Source organism: Corynebacterium xerosis NBRC 16721 = ATCC 373, assembly GCF_001552415.1.
In the GTDB taxonomy this organism is placed as follows: Bacteria; Actinomycetota; Actinomycetes; order Mycobacteriales; family Mycobacteriaceae; genus Corynebacterium; species Corynebacterium xerosis.
The window spans coordinates 223,725-244,271 of record NZ_BCRD01000005.1; the positions used below are offsets into that span (position 1 = coordinate 223,725).

Annotated in this window: 20 protein-coding genes and 3 tRNA genes; 4 read left to right on the forward strand and 19 right to left on the reverse strand. The window is 70.4% G+C overall.

Annotated features, from left to right (window positions below; genetic code table 11):
* Positions 1–3 precede the first annotated feature (3 nt).
* From rnc to CX1_RS09810, 10 genes are all read right to left on the reverse strand, one after another.
* A complete protein-coding gene (gene rnc / locus CX1_RS09765) occupies positions 4–732 on the reverse strand; it encodes a ribonuclease III (RefSeq protein WP_046649439.1) in 729 nt (242 codons plus the stop codon).
* Positions 729–1,313, reverse strand: a complete 585-nt coding sequence (locus tag CX1_RS09770; protein ID WP_060925592.1) for a YceD family protein — start codon at positions 1,311–1,313, stop codon at positions 729–731. Before CX1_RS09770 ends, rnc begins: the two co-directional genes overlap by 4 nt.
* A 50-nt stretch (positions 1,314–1,363) precedes the next feature.
* Positions 1,364–2,149 carry a DivIVA domain-containing protein gene (locus CX1_RS09775; RefSeq protein ID WP_046649440.1) on the reverse strand — a complete coding sequence of 262 codons (786 nt, stop codon included), beginning with the start codon at positions 2,147–2,149 and terminating at the stop codon, positions 1,364–1,366.
* Between the two features lie 74 nt (positions 2,150–2,223).
* Positions 2,224–2,697: a pantetheine-phosphate adenylyltransferase gene (coaD, locus tag CX1_RS09780; protein ID WP_046649441.1), complete on the reverse strand. Its 474-nt coding sequence runs from the start codon at positions 2,695–2,697 to the stop codon at positions 2,224–2,226.
* The gene (rsmD, locus tag CX1_RS09785) at positions 2,694–3,272 is read right to left on the reverse strand and encodes a 16S rRNA (guanine(966)-N(2))-methyltransferase RsmD (protein ID WP_046649442.1); all 579 of its coding nucleotides are present in this window, start codon (positions 3,270–3,272) and stop codon (positions 2,694–2,696) included. Before rsmD ends, coaD begins: the two co-directional genes overlap by 4 nt.
* Positions 3,269–3,547 (reverse strand): acyl-CoA carboxylase biotin carboxyl carrier protein subunit, encoded by a 279-nt coding sequence (locus CX1_RS09790; RefSeq protein ID WP_046649443.1) that lies wholly within the window; start codon positions 3,545–3,547, stop codon positions 3,269–3,271. Before CX1_RS09790 ends, rsmD begins: the two co-directional genes overlap by 4 nt.
* A gap of 33 nt (positions 3,548–3,580) precedes the next feature.
* The gene (locus tag CX1_RS09795; protein ID WP_255217653.1) at positions 3,581–5,710 is read right to left on the reverse strand and encodes an ATP-dependent DNA helicase RecG; all 2,130 of its coding nucleotides are present in this window, start codon (positions 5,708–5,710) and stop codon (positions 3,581–3,583) included.
* A 42-nt stretch (positions 5,711–5,752) separates the two neighbouring features.
* On the reverse strand, positions 5,753–7,405 hold the full coding sequence (locus CX1_RS09800) for a DAK2 domain-containing protein (RefSeq protein ID WP_046649465.1): 1,653 nt from the start codon (positions 7,403–7,405) through the stop codon (positions 5,753–5,755).
* Between the two features lie 10 nt (positions 7,406–7,415).
* Positions 7,416–8,093 carry a uracil-DNA glycosylase gene (locus CX1_RS09805; protein ID WP_046649445.1) on the reverse strand — a complete coding sequence of 226 codons (678 nt, stop codon included), beginning with the start codon at positions 8,091–8,093 and terminating at the stop codon, positions 7,416–7,418.
* Complete coding sequence (locus CX1_RS09810) at positions 8,093–9,043, reverse strand: thiamine-phosphate kinase (RefSeq protein WP_046649446.1); 951 nt, start codon at positions 9,041–9,043, stop codon at positions 8,093–8,095. The genes CX1_RS09805 and CX1_RS09810 overlap by 1 nt, the downstream gene beginning before the upstream one ends.
* A 78-nt stretch (positions 9,044–9,121) precedes the next feature.
* Between CX1_RS09810 and CX1_RS09815 the strand changes: the two genes are divergently transcribed.
* The gene (locus CX1_RS09815) at positions 9,122–10,066 is read left to right on the forward strand and encodes a DUF3515 domain-containing protein (RefSeq protein ID WP_046649447.1); all 945 of its coding nucleotides are present in this window, start codon (positions 9,122–9,124) and stop codon (positions 10,064–10,066) included.
* Between the two features lie 19 nt (positions 10,067–10,085).
* Here the strand turns inward: CX1_RS09815 and CX1_RS09820 are convergent, their stop codons facing one another.
* Positions 10,086–11,204 carry a D-alanine--D-alanine ligase family protein gene (locus tag CX1_RS09820; protein ID WP_046649448.1) on the reverse strand — a complete coding sequence of 373 codons (1,119 nt, stop codon included), beginning with the start codon at positions 11,202–11,204 and terminating at the stop codon, positions 10,086–10,088.
* A gap of 90 nt (positions 11,205–11,294) precedes the next feature.
* Entirely contained in the window at positions 11,295–12,293 is a 999-nt protein-coding gene (locus CX1_RS09825) for an NAD(P)H-dependent glycerol-3-phosphate dehydrogenase (protein WP_046649449.1), read from the reverse strand.
* A gap of 211 nt (positions 12,294–12,504) precedes the next feature.
* Between CX1_RS09825 and CX1_RS09830 the strand changes: the two genes are divergently transcribed.
* On the forward strand, positions 12,505–13,488 hold the full coding sequence (locus tag CX1_RS09830; protein WP_046649450.1) for an NUDIX hydrolase: 984 nt from the start codon (positions 12,505–12,507) through the stop codon (positions 13,486–13,488).
* An 8-nt stretch (positions 13,489–13,496) separates the two neighbouring features.
* On the opposite strand, the gene CX1_RS09835 is transcribed toward CX1_RS09830, so the two are convergent.
* The 3 genes from CX1_RS09835 to leuC all read right to left on the reverse strand — a co-directional run bounded on the left by CX1_RS09835 (position 13,497) and on the right by leuC (position 16,093).
* Positions 13,497–13,835 (reverse strand): HU family DNA-binding protein, encoded by a 339-nt coding sequence (locus CX1_RS09835; protein WP_060925593.1) that lies wholly within the window; start codon positions 13,833–13,835, stop codon positions 13,497–13,499.
* A gap of 193 nt (positions 13,836–14,028) precedes the next feature.
* The gene (leuD, locus tag CX1_RS09840; protein WP_046649451.1) at positions 14,029–14,622 is read right to left on the reverse strand and encodes a 3-isopropylmalate dehydratase small subunit; all 594 of its coding nucleotides are present in this window, start codon (positions 14,620–14,622) and stop codon (positions 14,029–14,031) included.
* Positions 14,623–14,662: 40 nt separating this feature from the next.
* A complete protein-coding gene (gene leuC / locus CX1_RS09845) occupies positions 14,663–16,093 on the reverse strand; it encodes a 3-isopropylmalate dehydratase large subunit (RefSeq protein ID WP_046649466.1) in 1,431 nt (476 codons plus the stop codon).
* Positions 16,094–16,218: 125 nt separating this feature from the next.
* Here leuC and CX1_RS09850 point away from each other — a divergent pair, with 125 nt between their 5' ends.
* Both CX1_RS09850 and CX1_RS09855 read left to right on the forward strand, forming a co-directional pair.
* Positions 16,219–16,944: an IclR family transcriptional regulator gene (locus tag CX1_RS09850; RefSeq protein WP_046649452.1), complete on the forward strand. Its 726-nt coding sequence runs from the start codon at positions 16,219–16,221 to the stop codon at positions 16,942–16,944.
* A 44-nt stretch (positions 16,945–16,988) separates the two neighbouring features.
* A complete protein-coding gene (locus tag CX1_RS09855) occupies positions 16,989–18,242 on the forward strand; it encodes an MFS transporter (RefSeq protein ID WP_060925594.1) in 1,254 nt (417 codons plus the stop codon).
* Between the two features lie 56 nt (positions 18,243–18,298).
* On the opposite strand, the gene CX1_RS09860 is transcribed toward CX1_RS09855, so the two are convergent.
* The 4 genes from CX1_RS09860 to gltX form a co-directional block, all read right to left on the reverse strand.
* Positions 18,299–18,371 (reverse strand) — tRNA-Glu (locus CX1_RS09860).
* A gap of 285 nt (positions 18,372–18,656) precedes the next feature.
* Positions 18,657–18,729: transfer RNA gene (locus CX1_RS09865), tRNA-Glu, on the reverse strand.
* A 42-nt stretch (positions 18,730–18,771) separates the two neighbouring features.
* Positions 18,772–18,843 (reverse strand) — tRNA-Gln (locus CX1_RS09870).
* Positions 18,844–19,015: 172 nt separating this feature from the next.
* Positions 19,016–20,509 (reverse strand): glutamate--tRNA ligase, encoded by a 1,494-nt coding sequence (gltX, locus tag CX1_RS09875; RefSeq protein WP_046649453.1) that lies wholly within the window; start codon positions 20,507–20,509, stop codon positions 19,016–19,018.
* Positions 20,510–20,547 lie beyond the last annotated feature (38 nt).

Consider the following 20,547-nt stretch of genomic DNA (forward strand, 5'->3'; position numbering starts at 1 on the left):
CCCCTAGGCCAGCGCCGCGTGCGCCTGCTCGGCGGCGAGCATCTCGGCTTCCTTCTTCGTCGCGCCCGTGCCGGTGCCGCGGACGACGCCGTCGACGAACAACTCGACGGAGTAGGTCCGGGCGTGGTCGGGGCCCTCGGAAGTGACCGCGTACTCGGCGGCCGGAAGCGACTTCGCGGATAGACGCTCCTGGAGCAGCGTCTTCCAGTCGCGGCCACGGGACTGCGTGGGGGCCTCGTCGATCATCTCGTCGAACAGGCGAAGGACGGTGGCCTTGGAGATTTCGAAACCATGCTGCAGGTAGATGGCGCCCAGCAGCGCCTCGACGGTGTCGGCGAGGATCGAGTGCTTGTCCGCGCCGCCGGTGGCCTTCTCCCCCCGGCCCAACAGGATGTGCGGGCCCAGCTCGATGGAACGGGCCAGGTCGGCCAGCGCGTACATGTTGACCACGCCGGCGCGCATCTTCGAGATGTCCTGCTCGGCGCGATCCGGGAACCGGCGGTACAGCTCCTCCGCCACGCACATGCCCAGCACCGCGTCGCCGAGGAACTCCAGGCGCTCGTTGTTGGTCAGGTTGCCGTTCTCGTTGGCGAAGCTGCGGTGCGTCAGCGCCAGGCGCAGACCATCGTCGTCGAGCTCGACGCCGAGGCGCTCCAGCAGCGGCGCGTGATCGACCGAGGTGAACGCGGCCTGGCGCGCCGCTTCACCGCTGAGCCGCCGCTTACGGCTCACTTGTCGCCCTCGGCACCGGTGGAGCCGGCACCGCCCAGGTCGCCGAACTTCTCGGCCAGGCCCGCCCACCGCGGATCCGGGGCGTCCTCCTGCTCGCCGGACACGCCGTCGGGTTCCGGCACGCCGGTGTCCTCCGCGTGGCAATCGCGCTTTTCGACGGTCTCGCACGACGGATTGAACGGCAGGGCCAGCACGGCCTCGTCGATCACGGCCTGCGTGATGTCCGCCAGATCGCCCACCAGCCCCGGCACCTCGTCGGCCACGTCATCGTCGACGTCGCCGGTGACGAAACCCTCGCCGGCCGAAAACACGGTGGACACGTGGATGTCCAGGTCCCCGGCGAGGTCGCCGAGGCAACGGACGCACTGGCCGGACAGCGGGGCGCGGACGTCGGCGTCGATGAGGACGCCACCGCCCAGGGGCGTCACGATGCCATCGAGCTGCACCTCGGCCCCCTCCTCGACCGCGATCATCTCGGCGCCGATGCGCTCGGGGGTCTCGCCGACACGGGAAAAGGGCTCGGGCGCGCCTTCGCGCAGCACCCGGCCCACGTCAAACACGAAAGGGGAAGCGGCATTCATAATGCGGTCATCCTACCTCCCCCGCCGGTTTCCCTCTCCGGCGCGTCGGGTCAGCGTCGGTAGTCCCCGCCACGCTCGCCGCGGTCGTACTGGCGGTCGGATCCGAGGTCGCTGCGGTCGCCACGGTCATCGCGGTCACCGCCGGCCCCCGACGCCCCGGCTCCCTTGCGCAGCGCCGAACGGTCGCGGCCGACCGAACGCAGGGTCTCGGACAGCGCCGACTCGAACTCGGCCAGCTTGTTGTCCACGTACACGTCGCACTCGCCGCGCAGGCGCTTGGAATCCGCGTAGGCGGACTCCACGACCCGGCGGGCCTCCTCGTTCGCCTCGTGCACGACCGTGGACTCGGACACCAAGCGCTGCTGCTCGGCGAGACCGTCCTGCACGGAGCGGTCGTAGGCCGCGTTGCCCGACGCGACGAGGCGGTCGGCCTCGGACGCGGCGCGCTCGGTGACCTGGTGGTACTCGCGATCGGCGTCCTCGCGGCGGCGGTCGGCGTCGTTCTGTGCCTCCGCGACCGTGGCGTGGGCGCGGTTCTCCGCGTCCTCCACCATGCGGCGGGAGCGGTCCTCGGCCTCGTCCATGATCCGGCGGGCCTCTTCCTCGGCCGCGGCGATCGACTCGGCGGCGGTGGCCTCCGCGTCGCTGACGATCATGTCGCGCTGATCGAGGACGTCCTGCGCATCATCGAGCTCGGCGGGAAACGCGTTGCGCAATTCGTCGAGAAGCACCAGCACGTCGCGGCGCGGCACCATGCAGTTCGCCGTCATCGGGACGCCATAGGCTTCCTCGACGGTCTGGACAAGTTCATCGAGGGTTTCAAAGACGCGGTACATGGTCCCGAGATTACGCGACGACCTGCATGTTCGCGGTGATTGCAGGCCACGGCGTTTTGCGGCCGCCCAGACGGCTACGTCAGGCGCGCGCGCAGGGCCGCCTGCACCGGATCCGGCACCAGGCCCTCCACCGATCCGCCGTAGCGGACGACTTCCTTCATCAGCGTCGAAGAGACGTGGCCGTACTTCGGGTCGGCCTCGATGAACAGGGTGTCGACGCCGGACATCCGGCGGTTCATCTGCGCCATGGGGACCTCGTACTCGTAGTCCATTGCCGAACGCAGGCCCTTGACCAGGGTCTTGATGCCGTGCTCCGTGGTGTAGTCGACCAACAGCTCCGACCAGGAATCCACCCGGACGTTGTCGAGGTGCCCGGTGCACTCCTCGATCAGGCGCATGCGCTCCTCCGGGGTGAACATCCCGGACTTGTTCGGGTTGTGGGTGACCAGCACGGTCACCTCGTCGAAAAGCTCCGCGGTGCGCTGGATGACGTCGAGATGGCCACTGGTCAACGGGTCGTAGGAACCGGGACAGCAAGCATGGGTCATTCGTCTTCCCCTCGTCGGTAGATCGCCGTGTCGAAACGGGCCAAACCGTGGATGCGGCGCTTGAGCTTCTGCTCCAGGATGCCGTATCCCTCGGGCCAGACGGTTTCGTCGTCGGCGGAATGCCTCTCGACGGTGACCACCGCCCCGTCCTTCAGCGCCGGCCGCAGGGCCTCGAGCATCTCGGTGACCGCCTCGCCCGCCAACTCGTACGGCGGATCGGCGATGACGCGGTCGAAGTGGTCCTCCGGCGCGCCGGCCAGGTAGGTCGACGCCTTCATCTCGGCGAGCAGCACCCGCGGGTGCCCCACGGTGCCGATGTTCGTCCGGATCGCCCTGGCCGCCGCCGCGGAACTCTCCACCAGGACGACCTCGTCGGCGCCGCGCGACGCAGCCTCCAGGCCCAACGCCCCGGAACCGGCGAAAAGATCGAGCACCGTCATGCCCTCGATGCCGAACCGCGACGACCACGACGAGAAGATCGCCTCGCGCGCGCGGTCCGTCGTCGGCCGCGTCGCCTCGCCCTTCGGCGCGACGAGCCTGCGTCCCCGGGCCACCCCGGCGATGATGCGCGTCATCGGCCCGCCTCCCGCGCGTCCGCGGCCGCCGAACCGTGCGGCGCCAACAACAGCAGCGGGTCGCCGCCGGAAACGTCGGAGAAGTCCTCGACCAGGATCTTCGCCACGGTCGCCGGGCACGGCGCCTGCACGGGCGCCTCCAGCTTCACGGCCTCGACCACCGCGACGGGCAGCCCCGTGGTCACGTCATCGCCCTCGGCGACCTGCAGCCGCGCCACTCCCGCGAAGGGGGCGCACACGACCACGGCGCCGTTGTCACCGTTCGTTTCGCTCATGGCCCCGAGTCTACGGGCGGCGCCCGGCGCGGCTCAGGTGCGGTCCAGGAATCCCGCTTCCTCATCGGTGATGTCGTAGGTCAGGGCCCGGGACTCCTCTGGGCGCGTCGCCACCAGATGCGCCGCGTCGGCGCGGGCGCGCTCGATGATCCGCCGATCGTCGCCGAGGTTCAGCAGCCCCAGCCCGGCGGTCAGCCCCGACTGGCCCTCGCCGAGCACGTCGCCGTGCTTGCGGGTGCGCACGTCGATCTCGGCGAGCTCGAAGCCATCGTTCGTCCCGGCGATCGCATCCAGCCGCGCGCGCTCCGGGGTGCCCGGCCACGTCTCGGTGCACAGGAAGCACGTCCCCGCCAGGTCACCGCGGCCGATGCGTCCGCGCAGCTGATGCAGCTGGGAGACGCCGTAGCTCTCGGCGCGGCGGATCATCATCACGGTCGCCTCGGGCACGTTGACGCCGACTTCGATGACCGTCGTGGACACCAGCACCGACGTGCGCCCCGCGACGAAATCGGCCATCGCACCGGCCTTCTCCTCCGCCGACATTTGCCCGTGCAGGAAACCGACGGCGACCCCGGGCAGGTTGCGGCGGGCCAGGTCGAAGTTGTCCTCGACGGTTTCGCCCTCGCCCATGATCCGCGGCGACACGACGAACGCGCGGTGCCCGGCGTCGGCCTCCTCCCGGATGACCTCCCAGGCCCGTTCCTCCCACCTCGGCTTCTCCACGGTGGGCACCACGATCGACGCCACCTTCTGCCGCTCCCCCGGCATCTCGCGCAGTTCCGAGACGTCGAGGTCGCCGAAGACGGTCATGGCCATGGTGCGCGGGATGGGCGTCGCCGTCATCACCAGCACATGCGGGGTCATGCCGTCGCGCCCGCGCTCGCGCAGGAGGTCGCGCTGCCGCACGCCGAACCGGTGCTGCTCGTCGATGACCACCAGCCCCAGGTCGAAGAACTCCACGCCCTCGCTCAGCAGCGCATGCGTGCCCACCACGATCCCAGCCACGCCGGACACCGCATCCAGCAGCGCCTGGCGCTTCTCGCCCACGGACATCGAACCCGTCAGCAACGTCACGTGGACGTCGAGGCCGGCGTCGTCGAGCAAATCCCGGATGGTGCGCGCATGCTGCGCCGCCAGGACCTCGGTGGGCGCGAGCAGGACGGACTGCCGGCCGGCGTCGACGACCTGCAGCATCCCCAGCAACGCCACGACCGTCTTGCCGGAACCGACTTCGCCCTGCAGCAACCGGTTCATGGGCGCACCCCCGGACAGATCGGCGGACAGGTCGCGCAGCACGGAACGCTGGCCGCCGGTCAGCTCGAAGGGCAGCGACGCCGTCAGCCGATCGGACAGCCCCGCCGGAGTCGGGGGGCACTGCGGCGCAACCCGTTCCGCGTTGCCGGCACGGCGCAGGGCCAGCGCGAGCTGGAGTTCCAGCGCCTCGTCGTACTTGAGCCGGTCGAGGGCCAGGGCCGGGCCATCGGCGCCGGGGAAATGCGCCTCGCGCAGGGCGACGTCGAACGTCGGCAGGTGCGACGGAAACTGCGGCAGCGGTTCCTTCTGCTTCGGCAGCCACGTCAGCACCCGCCGCACGTACAGCGCCATGAGGATCCCCGACAGCCCCTTGCGCCCCCGGTGGATGGGCAGATACGGCCGCGCCAGCAGCCCGCGCAGCTCCGCCATGCCGTCGGCGCCGTCGATGAGCTTCTTCAACTTGCCCGTCGCCGCGCCCGGCTGCCCGTCGGCCCCGATTACCAGGACGTCGGCATTGTTCAGCTGCGGCTGATTCCGGAACTCGCCGAGCGTGCCCAGCACCAGCAGCCGCGTGCCCGGGTACAGGACGTTGGCCAGCCACGGCTGCCCGAAGATCGGCATCGGCAGCTGCCGCACGCCATCGGTGACCGTGACGGTGACCGGGTACCTGCGCTTTTCCTTCGCAGGAACGGAAGGGTCGTCCAGGACGTCCGGCTTGACGACGCCCACCACTTCCACGACCGCCGTGATCGATTCCCCCACCTGCCCGTAATCGACGTTGAGGCTGTGGCCCTGGGCGGCGTAGCGCTGGGGCAGGCGGGTCAGCAGCCCGCCGACGGTGGTGACGCCGTGGGCCTCCTTGAGCTTCTTCGCCGCCGCGGCGCCGAGGATCCCCTGCAACGGCGTCATTGCCGTCGGCGTGGCCAACCACCCCAGCATCGCCGCGCCCCGCTACTCGACGCCGATCTGGGCGAGCTCGGTCATGCCGTCGGCGGCGTAGGCGGTGACGTCGACGCCGGGGGCGACGTCCTCCAACCGACGGCGCAGGGCCGTGGTCGACTCGGGATCGACGCCGGTGCCCAGCAGCACGGTGACCAGTTCGCCGCCGGAGCGCAGCATCAGCTCGACGGTGCGCGACAGGGCCTCGGCCACCGTGTCCGCCACGACCAGGATGTCGCCGCCGACGGTGGCCAGGACGTCGCCCTTGGCGCACGGGCCGGCGGCGGTGAGCCCGGCGCTCGGGGCGGCGCCGAGGGTGGCGGTGCGCATGCCGGCGGAGGCCTCGCTCATGGCGTAGGCGTCGACGGCCAGCGGAATCGTCGGATCGTGGACGGCCACCGCGGCCAAACCGTTGGCCAGCGTCGCCGTGGGCAGGATGGTGATGGAGTGGTCGCCGGCCTGCGCCGCCAGCTCCACCTGGATCAGCTCGCGGTTGCCCACCAGCCCGTTGGGCAGCAGCAGCACGTCGCCGTCGCCGGGCAACGCGGCGATGGCCGACAGGATGGACCCCACCACGTCGCCGTCCGGCCCCACCGGGGTCGCGCCGGCGGAGGCGAACAGGTCGGAGATCGGCCCGGTCGGGGCGACGGCCAGCAGGGAGCGGGCGGGCGCCCGTTGCCCGTCGTCGATGACGTCGGCGAGCACCTCGATGCGGATGTTCTCCGGCCGGCCGAAGTCCAGCGCCGCCTCGATGACGGCGCCGGCGTCGGTGGAGTGGATGTGCATCATGTGCTTCTCGCCGCCTTCTCCGGCGATGACCAGCGAGTTGCCCAGCGAGTGCATGGTGGCGCGAAACTCCCCCATGCGGTCGGCGGGCACGTCGATGAGCAGCATGACCTCGAGTTCCGGGCCGATCGCGGCCGACGCCGTGACGTGGAGGTCGGGGTCGTCGGGGGCCTGGCCGGACACTTCGTCGAGAAGCGCGTCGAGAAGCAGCACCAACCCCGCGCCGCCCGCATCGACGACCCCCGCATCACGCAGGGCCTGCAACTGCGAGGGCGTGCGGTCGAGGGCCTGGCGCGCGGCCTCGGAGGCGGCGGCGATGACGTCGACGAGATCGCCGGGGTCGCGCTGGCCGGCGGCGACCGCGGCCTGGCGCAGCACGGTGAGGATCGTGCCCTCCACCGGGTCTGCGATGGCGCGGTCGACGTGGCTCACCGCGGTGTCCAGGGCCTTCTGCACGTGCTCGCCGCCGAAACCGCCGGGGGCGGCAGCCTCCGCCAGCGCACGCAGGACCTGCGACAACACGGTCCCCGAATTGCCCCGCGCGCCGCGGACAGCACCGGCGGCCAACGCGATGGCGATGTCGTGCGCGCCGGGCACGTCGTCATCCGCCGACGCCTCCCCCGTCGGCCCGGCCGCACCGAAGGGGCCGGCGGCCGCGGCCCCGGCCTTTTCCACGGCCTTCTCGGCGGCAGACTCCGCCGACGCCAGCGCGGCGGACATGGTGGCGGCCATGTTCGAGCCGGTGTCGGCGTCGGGCACGGGGAAGACGTTGAGTTCGTTGATTTCCTCGCGGCGCCGTTCCAGCACGGACACGCAACGGCGGGCCCAACTCAGCAGGGAGGGCCCATCGATGCGCGTGGGCCGTTCGGACGGCGGCATGGCGGGCATATTACAGCGTCCAATCCACCGGATCGGCCCCGAGCGCGCGCAGCGCGTCGTTGGCGCGGGTGAACGGCCGCGAACCGAAGAACCCCCGCGACGCGCTCAGCGGCGACGGGTGCGCCGAACAGATGCACGGCACGTCGCCGAGCAGCTTCTGGGCGGTCTGGGCGTCGCGACCCCACAGGATCGCCACCAACGGCGCGTCGCGGCGGGCGAGGGCGCGGATGGCCTCCGCGGTGATGTCCTCCCACCCCTTGCGCCGGTGCGAGGCGGGCTTGCCGGGCTGCACCGTGAGCACCCGGTTGAACAGGGCCACGCCGTTGTCCGTCCACCGCGACAAGTCCCCGTGTTCCGGGGCCGTGAGCCCCAGGTCGGACTCGTATTCGCGGTAGATGTTGGCGAGCGACCGCGGCAGCGGCCGCACGTCCGGGTGCACCGAAAAGCTCAGCCCCATCGCATGGCCCGGCGTGGGATACGGGTCCTGGCCGACGATGAGGACGCGGACGTCGTCGAAAGGCGTGGTGAACGCCCGCAGCACGTCCTCGCCCGCCGGCAGGTAGCCGCGGCCGACCTCGTTTTCCGCGCGGAGGAAGTCGCCCATGGCATGAATGGAATCCGCCACCGGCTCCAACGCGCGGGCCCAGCCCTCCTCGACGGGCAGGGGGCGGCCGTGGAAGTCCGCCATCAGAAGCTCACCCATCCCCCGCGCAGCCACGGCTCGCGACCGGCGACGGACACCGGCAGACCACGATCGCGGTGGACAGTGCCGATGGGCCGGAAACCCGTGGGCGGCTCGCCGGAGGTGGTCCCCAGCAGCGTGTGGTCCTCCCCGCCGGCGAGCACCCACCGCCACGGATCGGTGTCGACGGCGTCGGCCGCGGCCATGAGCAGCTCGGACGGGGCGATGACATCTTCGTCGATGTCGATGGTGACGTTGCTGGCCACCGCGATTTCGGTCAGGTCGACGACGAGGCCGTCGGAATTGTCGGTCAGCGCGCCCACGCCGGCCGCGCGCGCCACGGGGCCGCGGCCGTAGGCGAAATCGGGGACCAGGTGGGCGTCGACGAGCTCCCTGAATTTCTCCGGAACCGCCGCCGGCGACCCGTATCGGGTCAACAGGTCCAGGCCGGCGCCCGAGTATCCGATCCGCCCGGCCGCGATGACCGTATCGCCGGCGCGGGCGGCCGAACGGACCAACGGGCGGCCGGGGCCGCCGAGCTCGCCCATCGCCGTGATGGAGATGACCAGGGAGTCGCCGCCGACGATGTCCCCGCCGACCAGCTCCGCGGCGCATTTGCGGCCCTGCTCGCGCAGCCCCCGGGCAATGCCGCGGACGACGTCGAGTTCGGTGTCCTCCGGGACGGACAGGCCCATGAGGATGGCGGTCGGGCGGGCGCCCATCGCCTCGACGTCGGCGAAGTTCTGGACGGCGGCCTTGGCCCCCACCTGCTCGGGCGTGGACCATTCCAGGGAGAAGTGGCGGCCCTCGACGAGCATGTCGGTCGACGCGATGTAGCGGGCGTTGGGCGTGGTCATGGACAGCACCGCGGCGTCGTCGCCGTTGCGGGCCGAGGGCGCGACTTCCCGGATCGCCGCGATCACGGCGTGCTCGCCGACTTCTCCGACTGTCGTCATGGTTGGGGTCACCGTTCCTTCCGGGGCGCCGCAGGGCGGCGCATCGCCCGTGGCGTGGGCGAAGTAGACTTTTCCCACATGGGAGAAAACGTTCACGCTCAGGGTAACCGGCGCCGCGCGGCCATCGCACTGGCCCTCGCGGTACTGCTCACCCTCGGCGTCATCATCGGCGCGAAGTTTTTCCAGGACGATCAGGCCAGGAACCCGGTGATGCTGTCGTCGCCGGAGATGCCCGACGACGATTCCCCGAAGTGCGCCGAGCTCCTCGACCGCCTTCCGGACCGCGTGGATGGCCTGGTCCGCGCCGAACTCGCCGACCCCGCCCCCAAGGGCGCGGCGGTGTGGCGCAACACCGCGGATGAGCGGGTGACGCTGCGGTGCGGCGCCCCGGTTCCGGTGCAGTACACGGAGCTGTCGGCCACCGAGGAGATCGACGGCGTCACGTGGGTCCGCGTCAACGACACCACCGAGGGCTCCGACCTGTCGACGTGGTTCGCCGTCGGCCGCACCCCGGTCGTGGCGGTGACCGCCGATGCATCGCGCGCCGACGCCATCGGGGACCTGTCCGAGGCCATGCTCCCCGACGCCGAGATCGGCGACGCCCCGGCCCCGAACCCGGTTCCGCTCACGGACCTCGAGGCCCCGCAGGCCGACGGCCGCTGCTCCGCGGTCCTGGCCGCGCTGCCGAAGACCATCGGCGAGCGCGAGCGGGTGGAAGACGCCGATCTGCCCGAGGGCTCGGTGGTCTGGGCAGATGAGGCAGGCAGCGTGATTTCGCTGCGCTGCGGCCTCGCGGAACCGGCCGGTTACGAGGACACCGAGCAGCAGTTGACGCAGATCAACGACATCGTGTGGTTCTCCGAGCCGTCGCTGTCCTCCGGTGACGTGGGCACGTGGTACGCGATGGGCCGCGAGCGCTACGTCGCCGTCCATCTGCCGGTCGGGGAGGCCTCCGCGGTCCTGCCGCAGATGTCCAACATCATCTCGGCGAACCTCGAGAACGTCTCGCCCAGCGAGGAATAGGTCCGACCCGCGCCCCCGCCTACCGACGCGCGACCAGCGCGCGCTGCACGAGCGTGTCCAGCAGCTCCGGGTAGGTCACGCCGGAGGCGGCGAACATCTGCGGGTACATGGAAATCGGGGTGAAGCCCGGCATGGTGTTGACCTCGTTGAGCACTGGCCCGTCGGCGGTGACGAAGAAGTCGACGCGGGTCAGGCCGTCGCAGCCGATCGAGCGGAATGCCAGCTTGGACAGCTCCTGCACCTGTGCAATTGTCTCGGCGGGCAGCTGCGCCGGGATCTGCGCGGTGACCACGTCGTCGAGGTACTTGGTGTCGAAGCCGTAGAAGCCCTCGTCGGAGTCCTCGGTGCCGGCCAGCTGCGCGGGAGCCGAGGCCACCAGCTCGCCGTCGGGGCGCTGCAGCACGCCGCACTCGACCTCGGCGCCGACGATGCCCTTCTCCACGATCACCTTCGAGTCGTGCGCCCGCGCCAGCTCCAGCGCCGCCGCGAACTCCTCCCAGGAATCCACCTTGGAAATGCCGATCGACGACCCGCCGCGCGCGGGCTTGACGAACACGGGCAACCCCAGGCGGCCGCGGTCGGAGTCCGCCAGCTCCTCGCCCTCCGCCAGCACGGCCTGCTCCCCCACCGGAATGCCGCCGGCCACCGCGAGGTTCTTGGTGCGCTCCTTGTCCATGCCCGCCGCCGACGCCAGCACGCCCGGGCCGACGAACGGGATCCGCGACAGCTCGAGCAGACCCTGGATGGTCCCGTCCTCGCCGTTGGGGCCGTGCAGCACCGGGAACACCACGTCGACGATGTCGTGGACCTCGCCGGCCGCGGGCCCGGCGACGTAGCGCAGCTCGCCCTTGCGCGACGGGTCGGCGGACAGCTGCAGCTCGGCGCCGCCGTCCCCGACGTCGGGCACGTGCGGCAGTTCGCGGCCGTGCTTGCTCAGCGCCTCCGGGTCGGCCGTGCCGGGCGTCCACGTGCCGCCGCGGGTGATGCCGACCGGCACCACGCGGTAGACCTCCGGGTCCAGGTGGGCCATGATCGCGCCCGCGGACACGCAGGAGACGTTGTGCTCGGGGCTCGCGCCGCCGTAGAGGACGGCGACGGCGATGCGGTCATCGGTGGTGCGCTGTGCAGGCGAAGTCATGGTTTCGCATCCTACCCCCGGGGCCGGACCGCATTTCGCTTGACGACGGCCCGGCGCACGCCGGTTTCCGCCGCACCGCGCCGGCGGCGGCTATTCCGCCTTGCGGGAGCGGCCCATCAACGCGCGGATCATCTCGTCGACGGACACGCCCTGATGGCACACGGCGTGGACGGCCTCCGTGATCGGCATTTCCACGCCATGCTCGTGGGCGAGCTCGCGCACCGAGATCGACGAGATGACGCCCTCGGCGACCTGGCCGCGGGTGGCGTGCTGCGCCTCCTCCACGGTGTCGCCCCGGCCCATGCGCTCGCCGAAGGTGCGGTTGCGCGACAGCGGCGACGAGCAGGTGGCCACGAGATCGCCGAGGCCGGCCAGGCCGGAGAAGGTCTTCTCCTGCGCGCCGGCGGCGACGCCGAGACGGGTGATCTCCGCCAGGCCGCGGGTGATGATGGTCGCCAGCGTGTTTTCGCCCAGCCCCTGGCCCGTGGCCATGCCGCACGCCAGCGCGATGACGTTCTTGCACGCGCCGCCGATCTCGCAGCCGATGACGTCGGGGTTGGTGTACGGGCGGAAGTAGCCGGTGGCCACGGCCGCCTGCACCAGCTGGGCACGGGTGACGTCGGTGCACGCGATGACGGTCGCGGCGGGCTGACCGGCGGCGATCTCGCGGGCGAGGTTCGGGCCGGACAAAACGGCGACGCGTTCCTCCGGCACCTGGGCGACTTCGGTGATGACCTCGCTCATGCGCTTGTGCGATTCGCGCTCGATGCCCTTGGCCAGGCTCAGCAGCGTCGCCTGCGGTGCGATGAGGTCGCGCCATTCCGCCAGATTCACGCGCAGCGTCTGCGAGGGCACGGCCAGCACCACGATGTCCGCTCCGTCGAGCGTCGCGGCCGCGTCGTCGCCGGCGGTGATGTTCTCCGGCAGCACCAGGCCCGGCAGGTAATCGGAATTCTCGCGGGTGGTCTGGATGCGCTCGGCCTGCTCGCCGCGCCGCGCCCACAACCGCACCGGGTTGCCCGCGTCGGCGAAGACCTTGGCCAGCGTCGTCCCCCACGAACCCGCGCCCATCACGGCGACGTCGACCATCGGTCGCTCCTTCCGGTTGCCCTCGGCTGAATCATGCTCCAGGAGACCACGGGAACCCCGCTCCCGGAACCCCTTTCGCCGACAAGCCTAGCCATGGTCGGCCGCCAGGCGTTCGACGGGTGAGCCACCTGCGGCGGGGTTATGCTTGGTCGAAGCACCAGCCCCGTCGACCGTCGAGTACCGCGCCCATCGGCGCACAGGAGCAAGCAAGATGACGTTGCATGAAAACGACAAGGACAAGGACAACGACCAGAGCCTGACGGGGCGGTTCCGGGAGATCCCCGCCGATCCGGGCGAGGGGGTGTCCAAGCCGACGTACGCCGCCGGCGCCGTCCTGTGGCGCGGGGACGTCGACGAGCCGGAGATCGGCATCATCCACCGCCCCGGTTACGACGACTGGTCGCTGGCCAAGGGCAAGCTCGATCCGGGCGAGAACTTGCCGATGACCGCCGAGCGCGAGATCCGCGAGGAAACCGGTTACACGGTCCGCCTGGGCAAGCTTCTGGGCAACGTCTCGTATCCGGTCGCCGGGCGCACGAAGCTGGTCTGGTACTGGACCGCGGAAGTCCTGGACGGCGAGTTCACCGCCAATTCGGAGGTCGACGAGCTGCGCTGGGTCAGCTTCGACGAGGCCGCGGAGCTGCTGACCTACGACCTCGACGTCGACGTGCTGAACAAGGCCCGCAAGCGGCTGGGCAACGAGCCGGACACGCGCATCATTTACGTCCGTCACGGCCGGGCGCATTCCCGCAAGAACTGGGCGGGCGACGACAATCTTCGGCCGCTGGACAAGAAGGGCCGCCGCCAGGCGGAGCTTCTGGTGCCGGGGCTTCTGCCGTTCCGCCCGGAGCGGGTCTACTCGGCGGAGCCGGTGCGCTGCAGCCACACGGTTGAACCGCTGGCCTCGGAACTGGGCGCCGACGTGGTGGTCGACGAGCTCTTCGGCGACGTCGCCTGCATTTCCCGGCTGGTGGACTCGCAGCGCCGCTTCATGGAGGTCGTCGCCGAGGGCGGCGTGTCCGTCATCTGCGCTCAGGGCACGGTCATCCCGGACACCATCGCCTGGCTGTCGGCCAACGGCACCCTGCCCCTGGAAGAGATCCCCTGCAAGAAGGGTTCGGCGTGGGTCCTGGGATTTAACGACGGGGTGCTCACCACCGCCGATTACTACGCCAGCGCGCTGCCCGTGAAGTAAGTGCCGGCTCAGGCGTCGAAGCCGGTGTGCGACGACGAGCGGCGCACCGAGATGCCGCCGTCGTCTTCCCTGCCGTCCTTGACCACGGCGCGGAAGTAATTGCCGGGGCGGAACGCGGGACTGCGGGTCGCGGGGACCTCGATGGGATCGCCGGTGTGAGGGTTGCGTGCGGTGCGGGGGGCGCGTTCGCGGGCCTCGAAGGTGCCGAAGCCCATGATGGTCACCGACTTCCCCTGCGCCACGGAACGGACGATGATGTCGAGCGCCCCCTCGATGGCCGCTGCCGCGTCGGCTTGATTGATGTCCAGCTTCTCGGCGAGTTCGGCGACGAGATCGGCCTTGTTCATCGCGAGTGCCTCCAGGAATTTCGCGGGCGAGTCGGTTCGGGATGACGTGGGCGGACCGACACGGAGGCGATTCATAGAACTACGCTACCGCCCCGATTGAACTCCCAATTCACCGTTCTCCCCTCAACTTAACCGCGCATGCGAAAGGGCGCCACGCGAGCGTGGCGCCCTTCCCCCGGGCAATCGGGGCCGATTACTGCAGGGTACGCGGCTTGTGCGACGGCCGAGATTCCTCAAAAGCGTTAATTTCGGCTTCATTTCGCAGAGTCAACGAGATGTCGTCAAGTCCTTCGCGAAGGCGCCAACGGGTGTAGTCGTCGACGTCGAAAGGCAGCACCGAATCACCGGCGGTGACGGTGCGCGCTTCCAAATCGACGGTCAATTCCAGGCCCGGCTCGGCCTCCATCTTCTTCCACAGCAGCTCGACGTCGGACTGCTCCATCTGGGCGGCCAGCAGGCCGGCCTTGCCGGAGTTGCCGCGGAAGATGTCGGCGAAGCGGGAGGAGATGACGACGCGGAAGCCGTAATCCATCAGCGCCCAGACCGCGTGCTCGCGCGACGAGCCAGTGCCGAAGTCGGGGCCGGCCACCAGCACGGAGCCGTTGGCGTAGACCGGGCGGTTGAGCACGAAACCGTCCTCGTTGACGCGCCAGTTCTTGAACAGGCCGTCCTCGAAGCCCGTGCGGGTGACGCGCTTGAGGTAGACCGCCGGGATGATCTGGTCGGTGTCGACGTTGGAGCGCCGCAGCGGCACGCCGACACCGGTGTGGGTGGTGAACTTCTCCATGGTCGGAGTCCTTTCGGGAAGTACGTGTCGGTGGTCGGTGCTACAGGTCTTCCGGCGACGCCAGGTGGCCGGCGACGGCGGAGGCGGCGGCGACGGCGGGGCTGACCAGGTGCGTGCGGCCGCCCTTGCCCTGGCGCCCCTCGAAGTTGCGGTTCGAGGTCGAGGCGCAGCGCTGGCCGGGCTCGAGCTGGTCGGGGTTCATGCCCAGGCACATCGAGCAGCCGGGCTGGCGCCATTCGGCGCCGGCGGCGGTGAACACGGCGTCGAGGCCCTCGGCCTCGGCGAGCTCGCGGACGCGGGCGGAGCCGGGCACGACGAGCATCTGGACGCCCTCGGCGACGGAACGGTCGCGCAGGACGTCGGCGACGGCGCGCATGTCCTCGATGCGGCCGTTGGTGCAGGAGCCGACGAACACGACGTCGACGGGCACCTCGCGCATCGGCGTGCCCGGCTTCAGGTCCATGTACTCCAGGGCTCGCTCGGCGGCCAGGCGCTCGTCGTCACCGGAGATCAGCTCCGGATCCGGCACGGTCTCGCCCAGGGGGACGCCCTGGCCGGGGTTGGTGCCCCAGGTGACGAACGGGGTCAGGGCGGAGCCGTCGATGTCGACGACGGTGTCGAACTCGGCGTCGGGGTCGGTGACCAGCGACTCCCAGTACTCGACGGCGGCGTCCCACTCCTCGCCCTGCGGGGCGTGCGGGCGGCCCTTCAGGTACTCGTAGGTCACGGCGTCGGGGGCGATCATGCCCGCGCGGGCGCCGGCCTCGATGGACATGTTGCAGATGGTCATCCGCGCTTCCATCGACAGCTTCTCGATGGCCTCGCCCCGGTACTCGATGACGTGGCCCTGGCCGCCGCCGGTGCCGATCTTGGCGATGATGGCCAGGATCAGGTCCTTGGACGTCACGCCGGGGCGCAGCTCGCCGGAGACGTTGACGGCCATGGTCTTGAACGGCTTGAGCGGCAGCGTCTGGGTGGCCAGGACGTGCTCGACCTCGGAGGTGCCGATGCCGAAGGCCATGGCGCCGAACGCGCCGTGCGTGGCGGTGTGCGAGTCGCCGCACACGACGGTGGTGCCCGGCTGGGTCAGGCCCAGCTGGGGGCCGACGACGTGGACGATGCCCTGCTCACGGTCGCCCATGGGGTGCAGGCGAATGCCGAACTCCTCGGCGTTGGAGCGCAGCGTGGCGATCTGGGTGCGCGACGTCGGCTCCTTGATGAGCTCGATCGCGCCGCCGCCGATGCCGTCGGTGGGCACGTTGTGGTCCTCGGTGGCGATGGTGAGGTCCGGCCGGCGCACGGGGCGCCCGGCCAGGCGCAGGCCGTCGAAGGCCTGCGGGGAGGTCACTTCGTGGACGAGGTGCAGGTCGATGTAGATGAGATCGGGTTCACCGTTCTCCCCCTGCTTGACGACGTGGTCGCGCCACACCTTTTCGGCGAGCGTCTTCGGGCTGGCGTCCGTGGTGCTCATGGTCACCTCTCGGGTCGTGATGGGCTGCTGTGTCATCCTGTGATCGGGCGCTTTCGGCCGGGGTGAGCGGCCTTCCGTGAACGCCGGTGACAGCGTCCCAGATCGTGAGATGTTAATATCATGGCATGGGACAGACTAGCACAGCCGACGCCGCCCCGATGAGCGGGATCAAGGTCCTCGACCGTTCGGTCCTCATCCTCACCACCGTCGCCGCCGGCCCCTGCACGCTGGCCGAGTTGTGCGAGCGCACGGGCCTGCCGCGCGCCACGGCGCACCGCCTGGCGACCGCGTTGGAGGTGCACCGTCTGGTCACGCGCACGCCCGACGGCCGCTGGACCACGGGACCGGGCCTGACCGACCTCACGCCGGTCACGTCCGACCTGCTCGCCGACGCCGCCGCCCACGTGCTGCCGCGCCTGATGGAGACCACCGGCGAGTCCGTCCAGCTCTATCGCCTCACCGGCGACACCCGCACGTGCATCGCCTCCCTCGAACCGCCGACGGGCCTGCGCAACACGGTCCCCGTCGGTTCGCGCATGCCCTTGTCGGCCGGTTCCGCCGCGAAGATCCTGCTGGCCTACGGCCCTCCCGGTTTGGCCGAACGCATTTTGCCGGGCGCCGACTTCGATGCGGCCGAACTGGACGACGTCGCCAAGCAGGGCTGGGCCGAGTCCATGGGCGAGCGTGACCCGGCGCTGGCCAGCGTGTCGGCGCCCGTGCGCGATGGCGCCGGCGAAATCGTGGCGGTGCTGTCGATCTCCGGGCCCGTCGAGCGCCTGTCGCCGTCGCCGTTCGAAGCGTGGGGCCGGGAGGTCCTCACGGCCGCGGCCGACATGGAGAAGCGGTTGTAGTGCCCTCCGAGCCGCGCTCCCCCGAACCCGGGTCCCCGGCGCAGATGTCGCCGGGTTACCGGCATTTCGTCCTCGGCTTGTCGACGCTCGCGGCCGTCGGATCCTCCGTCGTCCACATGGGCACGCCCTTCCTCATCCCCGCGTTGACCGCGACGGGGCTGTCGCTGCCGGCCGCGGGGCTGATCGCCGCGATGCCGGCCGCCGGCATCGTGGTCACGCTCATCGCGTGGGGCTGGTTCGTCGACGTCTTCGGCGAGCGCGCCGCCCTGTCGTTGGGCCTGGGCTCGACGGCGGCGATGACGGGAGTGGCCGCGTGGGCGTCGGAAAGCGGTGCCGTCGCGCTGGCCGGGGCGCTGTTCTTCGCGGGCTGCGCGGCGGCGTCGGTGAATTCCGCCTCGGGGCGCGTGGTGTCGGGCTGGTACCCGCCGTCGCAGCGCGGCACCGCGATGGGCATCCGGCAGATGGCGCAGCCGATCGGCGCCGCACTATCAGCGGTGACTTTGCCGGTGCTGGCGGCCACCCACGGCATCCGGACGGCGCTGGCCTTCGCCGCCGCGCTCTGCGCCGTGCTGGCCCTGGCGTGCCTGCTGGGCATCAAGGATCCGCCGCGCCCGGAGTCGGGTTCCGCCGACCACGCGGCGGCCGCCGTGAGCCCCTATCGCGGTTCGCGGTACCTGGTGCGCATCCACGTGGCGTCGGCGATGCTGTCGTGGCCGCAGTCGATGATGGGCTCCTTCATCCTCGTGTGGCTCATCGCTCGCGGGCATTCGGAGGTCTCCGCCGGCGTCATCGTCATGATCGCCCAGCTCTGCGGCGCGGGCTCGCGTGCGGCGATGGGCTTCATCTCCGACCGGGCGCGCTCGCGCCTGCGCCCGTACCGGCACGTCGCCGTGGTCACGCTCGGCTTGCTGTTGCTCATGGCGCTTTTCGACGGCCTCGGCGCAGGTTGGGCGGCGGGCACCTCCGAAGGACCCGGAGCCGACACTTTCGCCACGTCTCCCCTGGGCATCGTCGCGACGATCATAGTCGCGGCGCTGGCCGTCGCGTCGGTCTCCCCGAATGGCCTCGCGTTCACCGCCGTGGCCGAGTACGCCGGACCGCTGTGGTCGGGCCGCGCGCTGGGCACCCAGAACACGTTCCAGAACATCATTTACGCCGCCACTCCCCCATTGGCCGGTGCCGTCGTCGCCGGCATCGGTTTCCCCGCGCTGTTCGCCCTGTCGGCCGTGTTCCCCGCGGTGGCGCTGGCCGTCGGCCCCCGCGACGACGAGCGGCGCCGCGCGACGTTGGAACCCTGAGTCGACGCCCGACGCGAAAGAAGGCCCCCACCTGATGGTGGAGGCCTTCTTCGTTGTACCCCGTACGGGATTTGAACCCGTGCCGCCGCCGTGAGAGGGCGGTGTCCTGGGCCGCTAGACGAACGGGGCTCGGACGGCGATCGCGGTCGGAATCTTTCGTTCCCGCCCGTTCTGCGCTGACGTGAAGAAGATTAGCAACACCCCGCCGCGCCCTCCTAATCGCCTGGTGAACCCGCATTTTCGGATCTTCGCGGGCGTGCTACACCGAAGCCCGGACGCTTCCGGCGTTTCGTGCGACGAATGAGCGAAAGCGTCCGGGGTTACGTGCATCCCGCACGCGGCCCACCCAGTCGCCGATCCCCGCCGACGCAAAAAAGAAGACCCCCACCGGAAAGGTGGAGGTCTTCTTCGTCGTACCCCGTACGGGATTTGAACCCGTGCTACCGCCGTGAGAGGGCGGCGTCCTAGGCCGCTAGACGAACGGGGCGCAGAACTCGCTGCAAATCATTGCTGATCAGCTGGAATTCAGCTGGCCTACCAGGACTCGAACCTAGAACGACGGTACCAGAAACCGCTGTGTTGCCAATTACACCATAGGCCATCATGCTCTGACTCCCGGCCTTGCGACCGGCTGCCGTTGCAACGAGGACTAATATAGCCAGAACGCGCGCACCCACACAAATCCGCTGGTCAGAGGGAAAACAAGCGCGTAATTCGCTTGGCGACGATGACGGTGGACCGCATCGTCGCAAAGCGAAAGCCGGCCCGTCCCCCTACTGCGCGGGCTCCGACTGCCACGGGGTGACCTCGCGGGCGGCCTTCAGGCGCGCCAGCGACTTCTCGCGGCCCAGCAGCTCCATGGACTCGAACAGCGGCGGCGACACCTGCGCGCCGGTGACGGCCACGCGGATGGGGCCGAACGCCTTGCGGGGCTTGAGCTCCAGATCCTCGATGAGCGCCTTCTGCAGGGCGGCCTCGATGGCCGGGGTGGTGAACTCCTCCTCCGGCAGGCCTTCGACGGCCGCGATGGTCGCGTCGAGCGCGGCCACGGCGTCCTCCTTGAGGTTGCGGCGGGCGGACTTCTCGTCGAGCTGGAACTCGTCGTCGGACACGACGAGGAACTTCACCAGGTCCCACGCCTCGCCGAGGGTCTTGATGCGCGTCTGCACCATCTCCGCCAGGAAGGCGAAATCCTTGGCCGGGTAGTCGATCGGCCAATCGCGGGTCTCGGCGAGGTAGGTGCGCAGGCGGGCAGCGAAGTCCTCCGGGTCCAGCAGGCGGATGTGCTCGGCGTTGATGGCGTCGGCCTTCTTCTGGTCGAAGCGCGCCGGGTTGGAGTTGACGTCGGCGACGTCGAACGCGGCGACCATCTCGTCCATGGAGAAGACTTCGTTGTCCGCGGAGATGGACCAGCCGAGCAGCGCCAGGTAATTCAGCAGCCCCTCGGGCAGGAAGCCGTTGCGGCGGTGGATGAACAGGTCGGACTCGGGGTCGCGCTTGGACAGCTTCTTGTTGCCCTCGCCCATGACGAACGGCAGGTGGCCGAACTTCGGGGCGCCGGAGCCGATGCCGATGCGCTCGAGGGAGCGATACAGGGCGATCTGGCGCGGGGTCGACGGCAGGAGGTCCTCGCCGCGCAGGACGTGGGTGATCTCCATCAGCGCGTCGTCGACCGGGTTGACCAGGGTGTACAGCGGCTCGCCGGTGGAGCGGGCGATGACGAAGTCGGAGACGACGCCGGCCTTGAACTCGACGCGGCCGCGGACGAGGTCGTCGAAGGCGATGTCCTCGTCGGGCATGCGCAGGCGGATGACGGGCTTGCGGCCCTCGGCACGGAAGGCGGCCTTCTCCTCGTCGGTGAGGTTTCGGTCGTGGTTGTCGTAGCCGAGCTTGGGGTCGCGGCCGGCGGCGCGGTGGCGGGCCTCGGTCTCCTCCGGGGTGGAGAAGGACTCGTAGGCTTCGCCGGACTCGATGAGCTTGGCCAGGACGTCGGCGTAGATGTCCTTGCGCTGCGACTGGCGGTACGGGCCGTGCGGGCCGCCGACGTCGATGCCCTCGTCCCAGTCGAGGCCGAGCCACGTCAGGGCGTCGATGATGGCCTGGTAGGACTCTTCGGAGTCGCGCGCGGCATCGGTGTCCTCGATGCGGAACACGAGCGTGCCGCCGGTGTGGCGGGCGTAGGCCCAGTTGAACAGGGCGGTGCGGATCAGGCCGACGTGGGGGGTGCCGGTCGGTGAGGGGCAGAAGCGGACGCGAACATCAGACATGCTTGACGACGATACCCGCCCGCACCTGCATGCTCGCG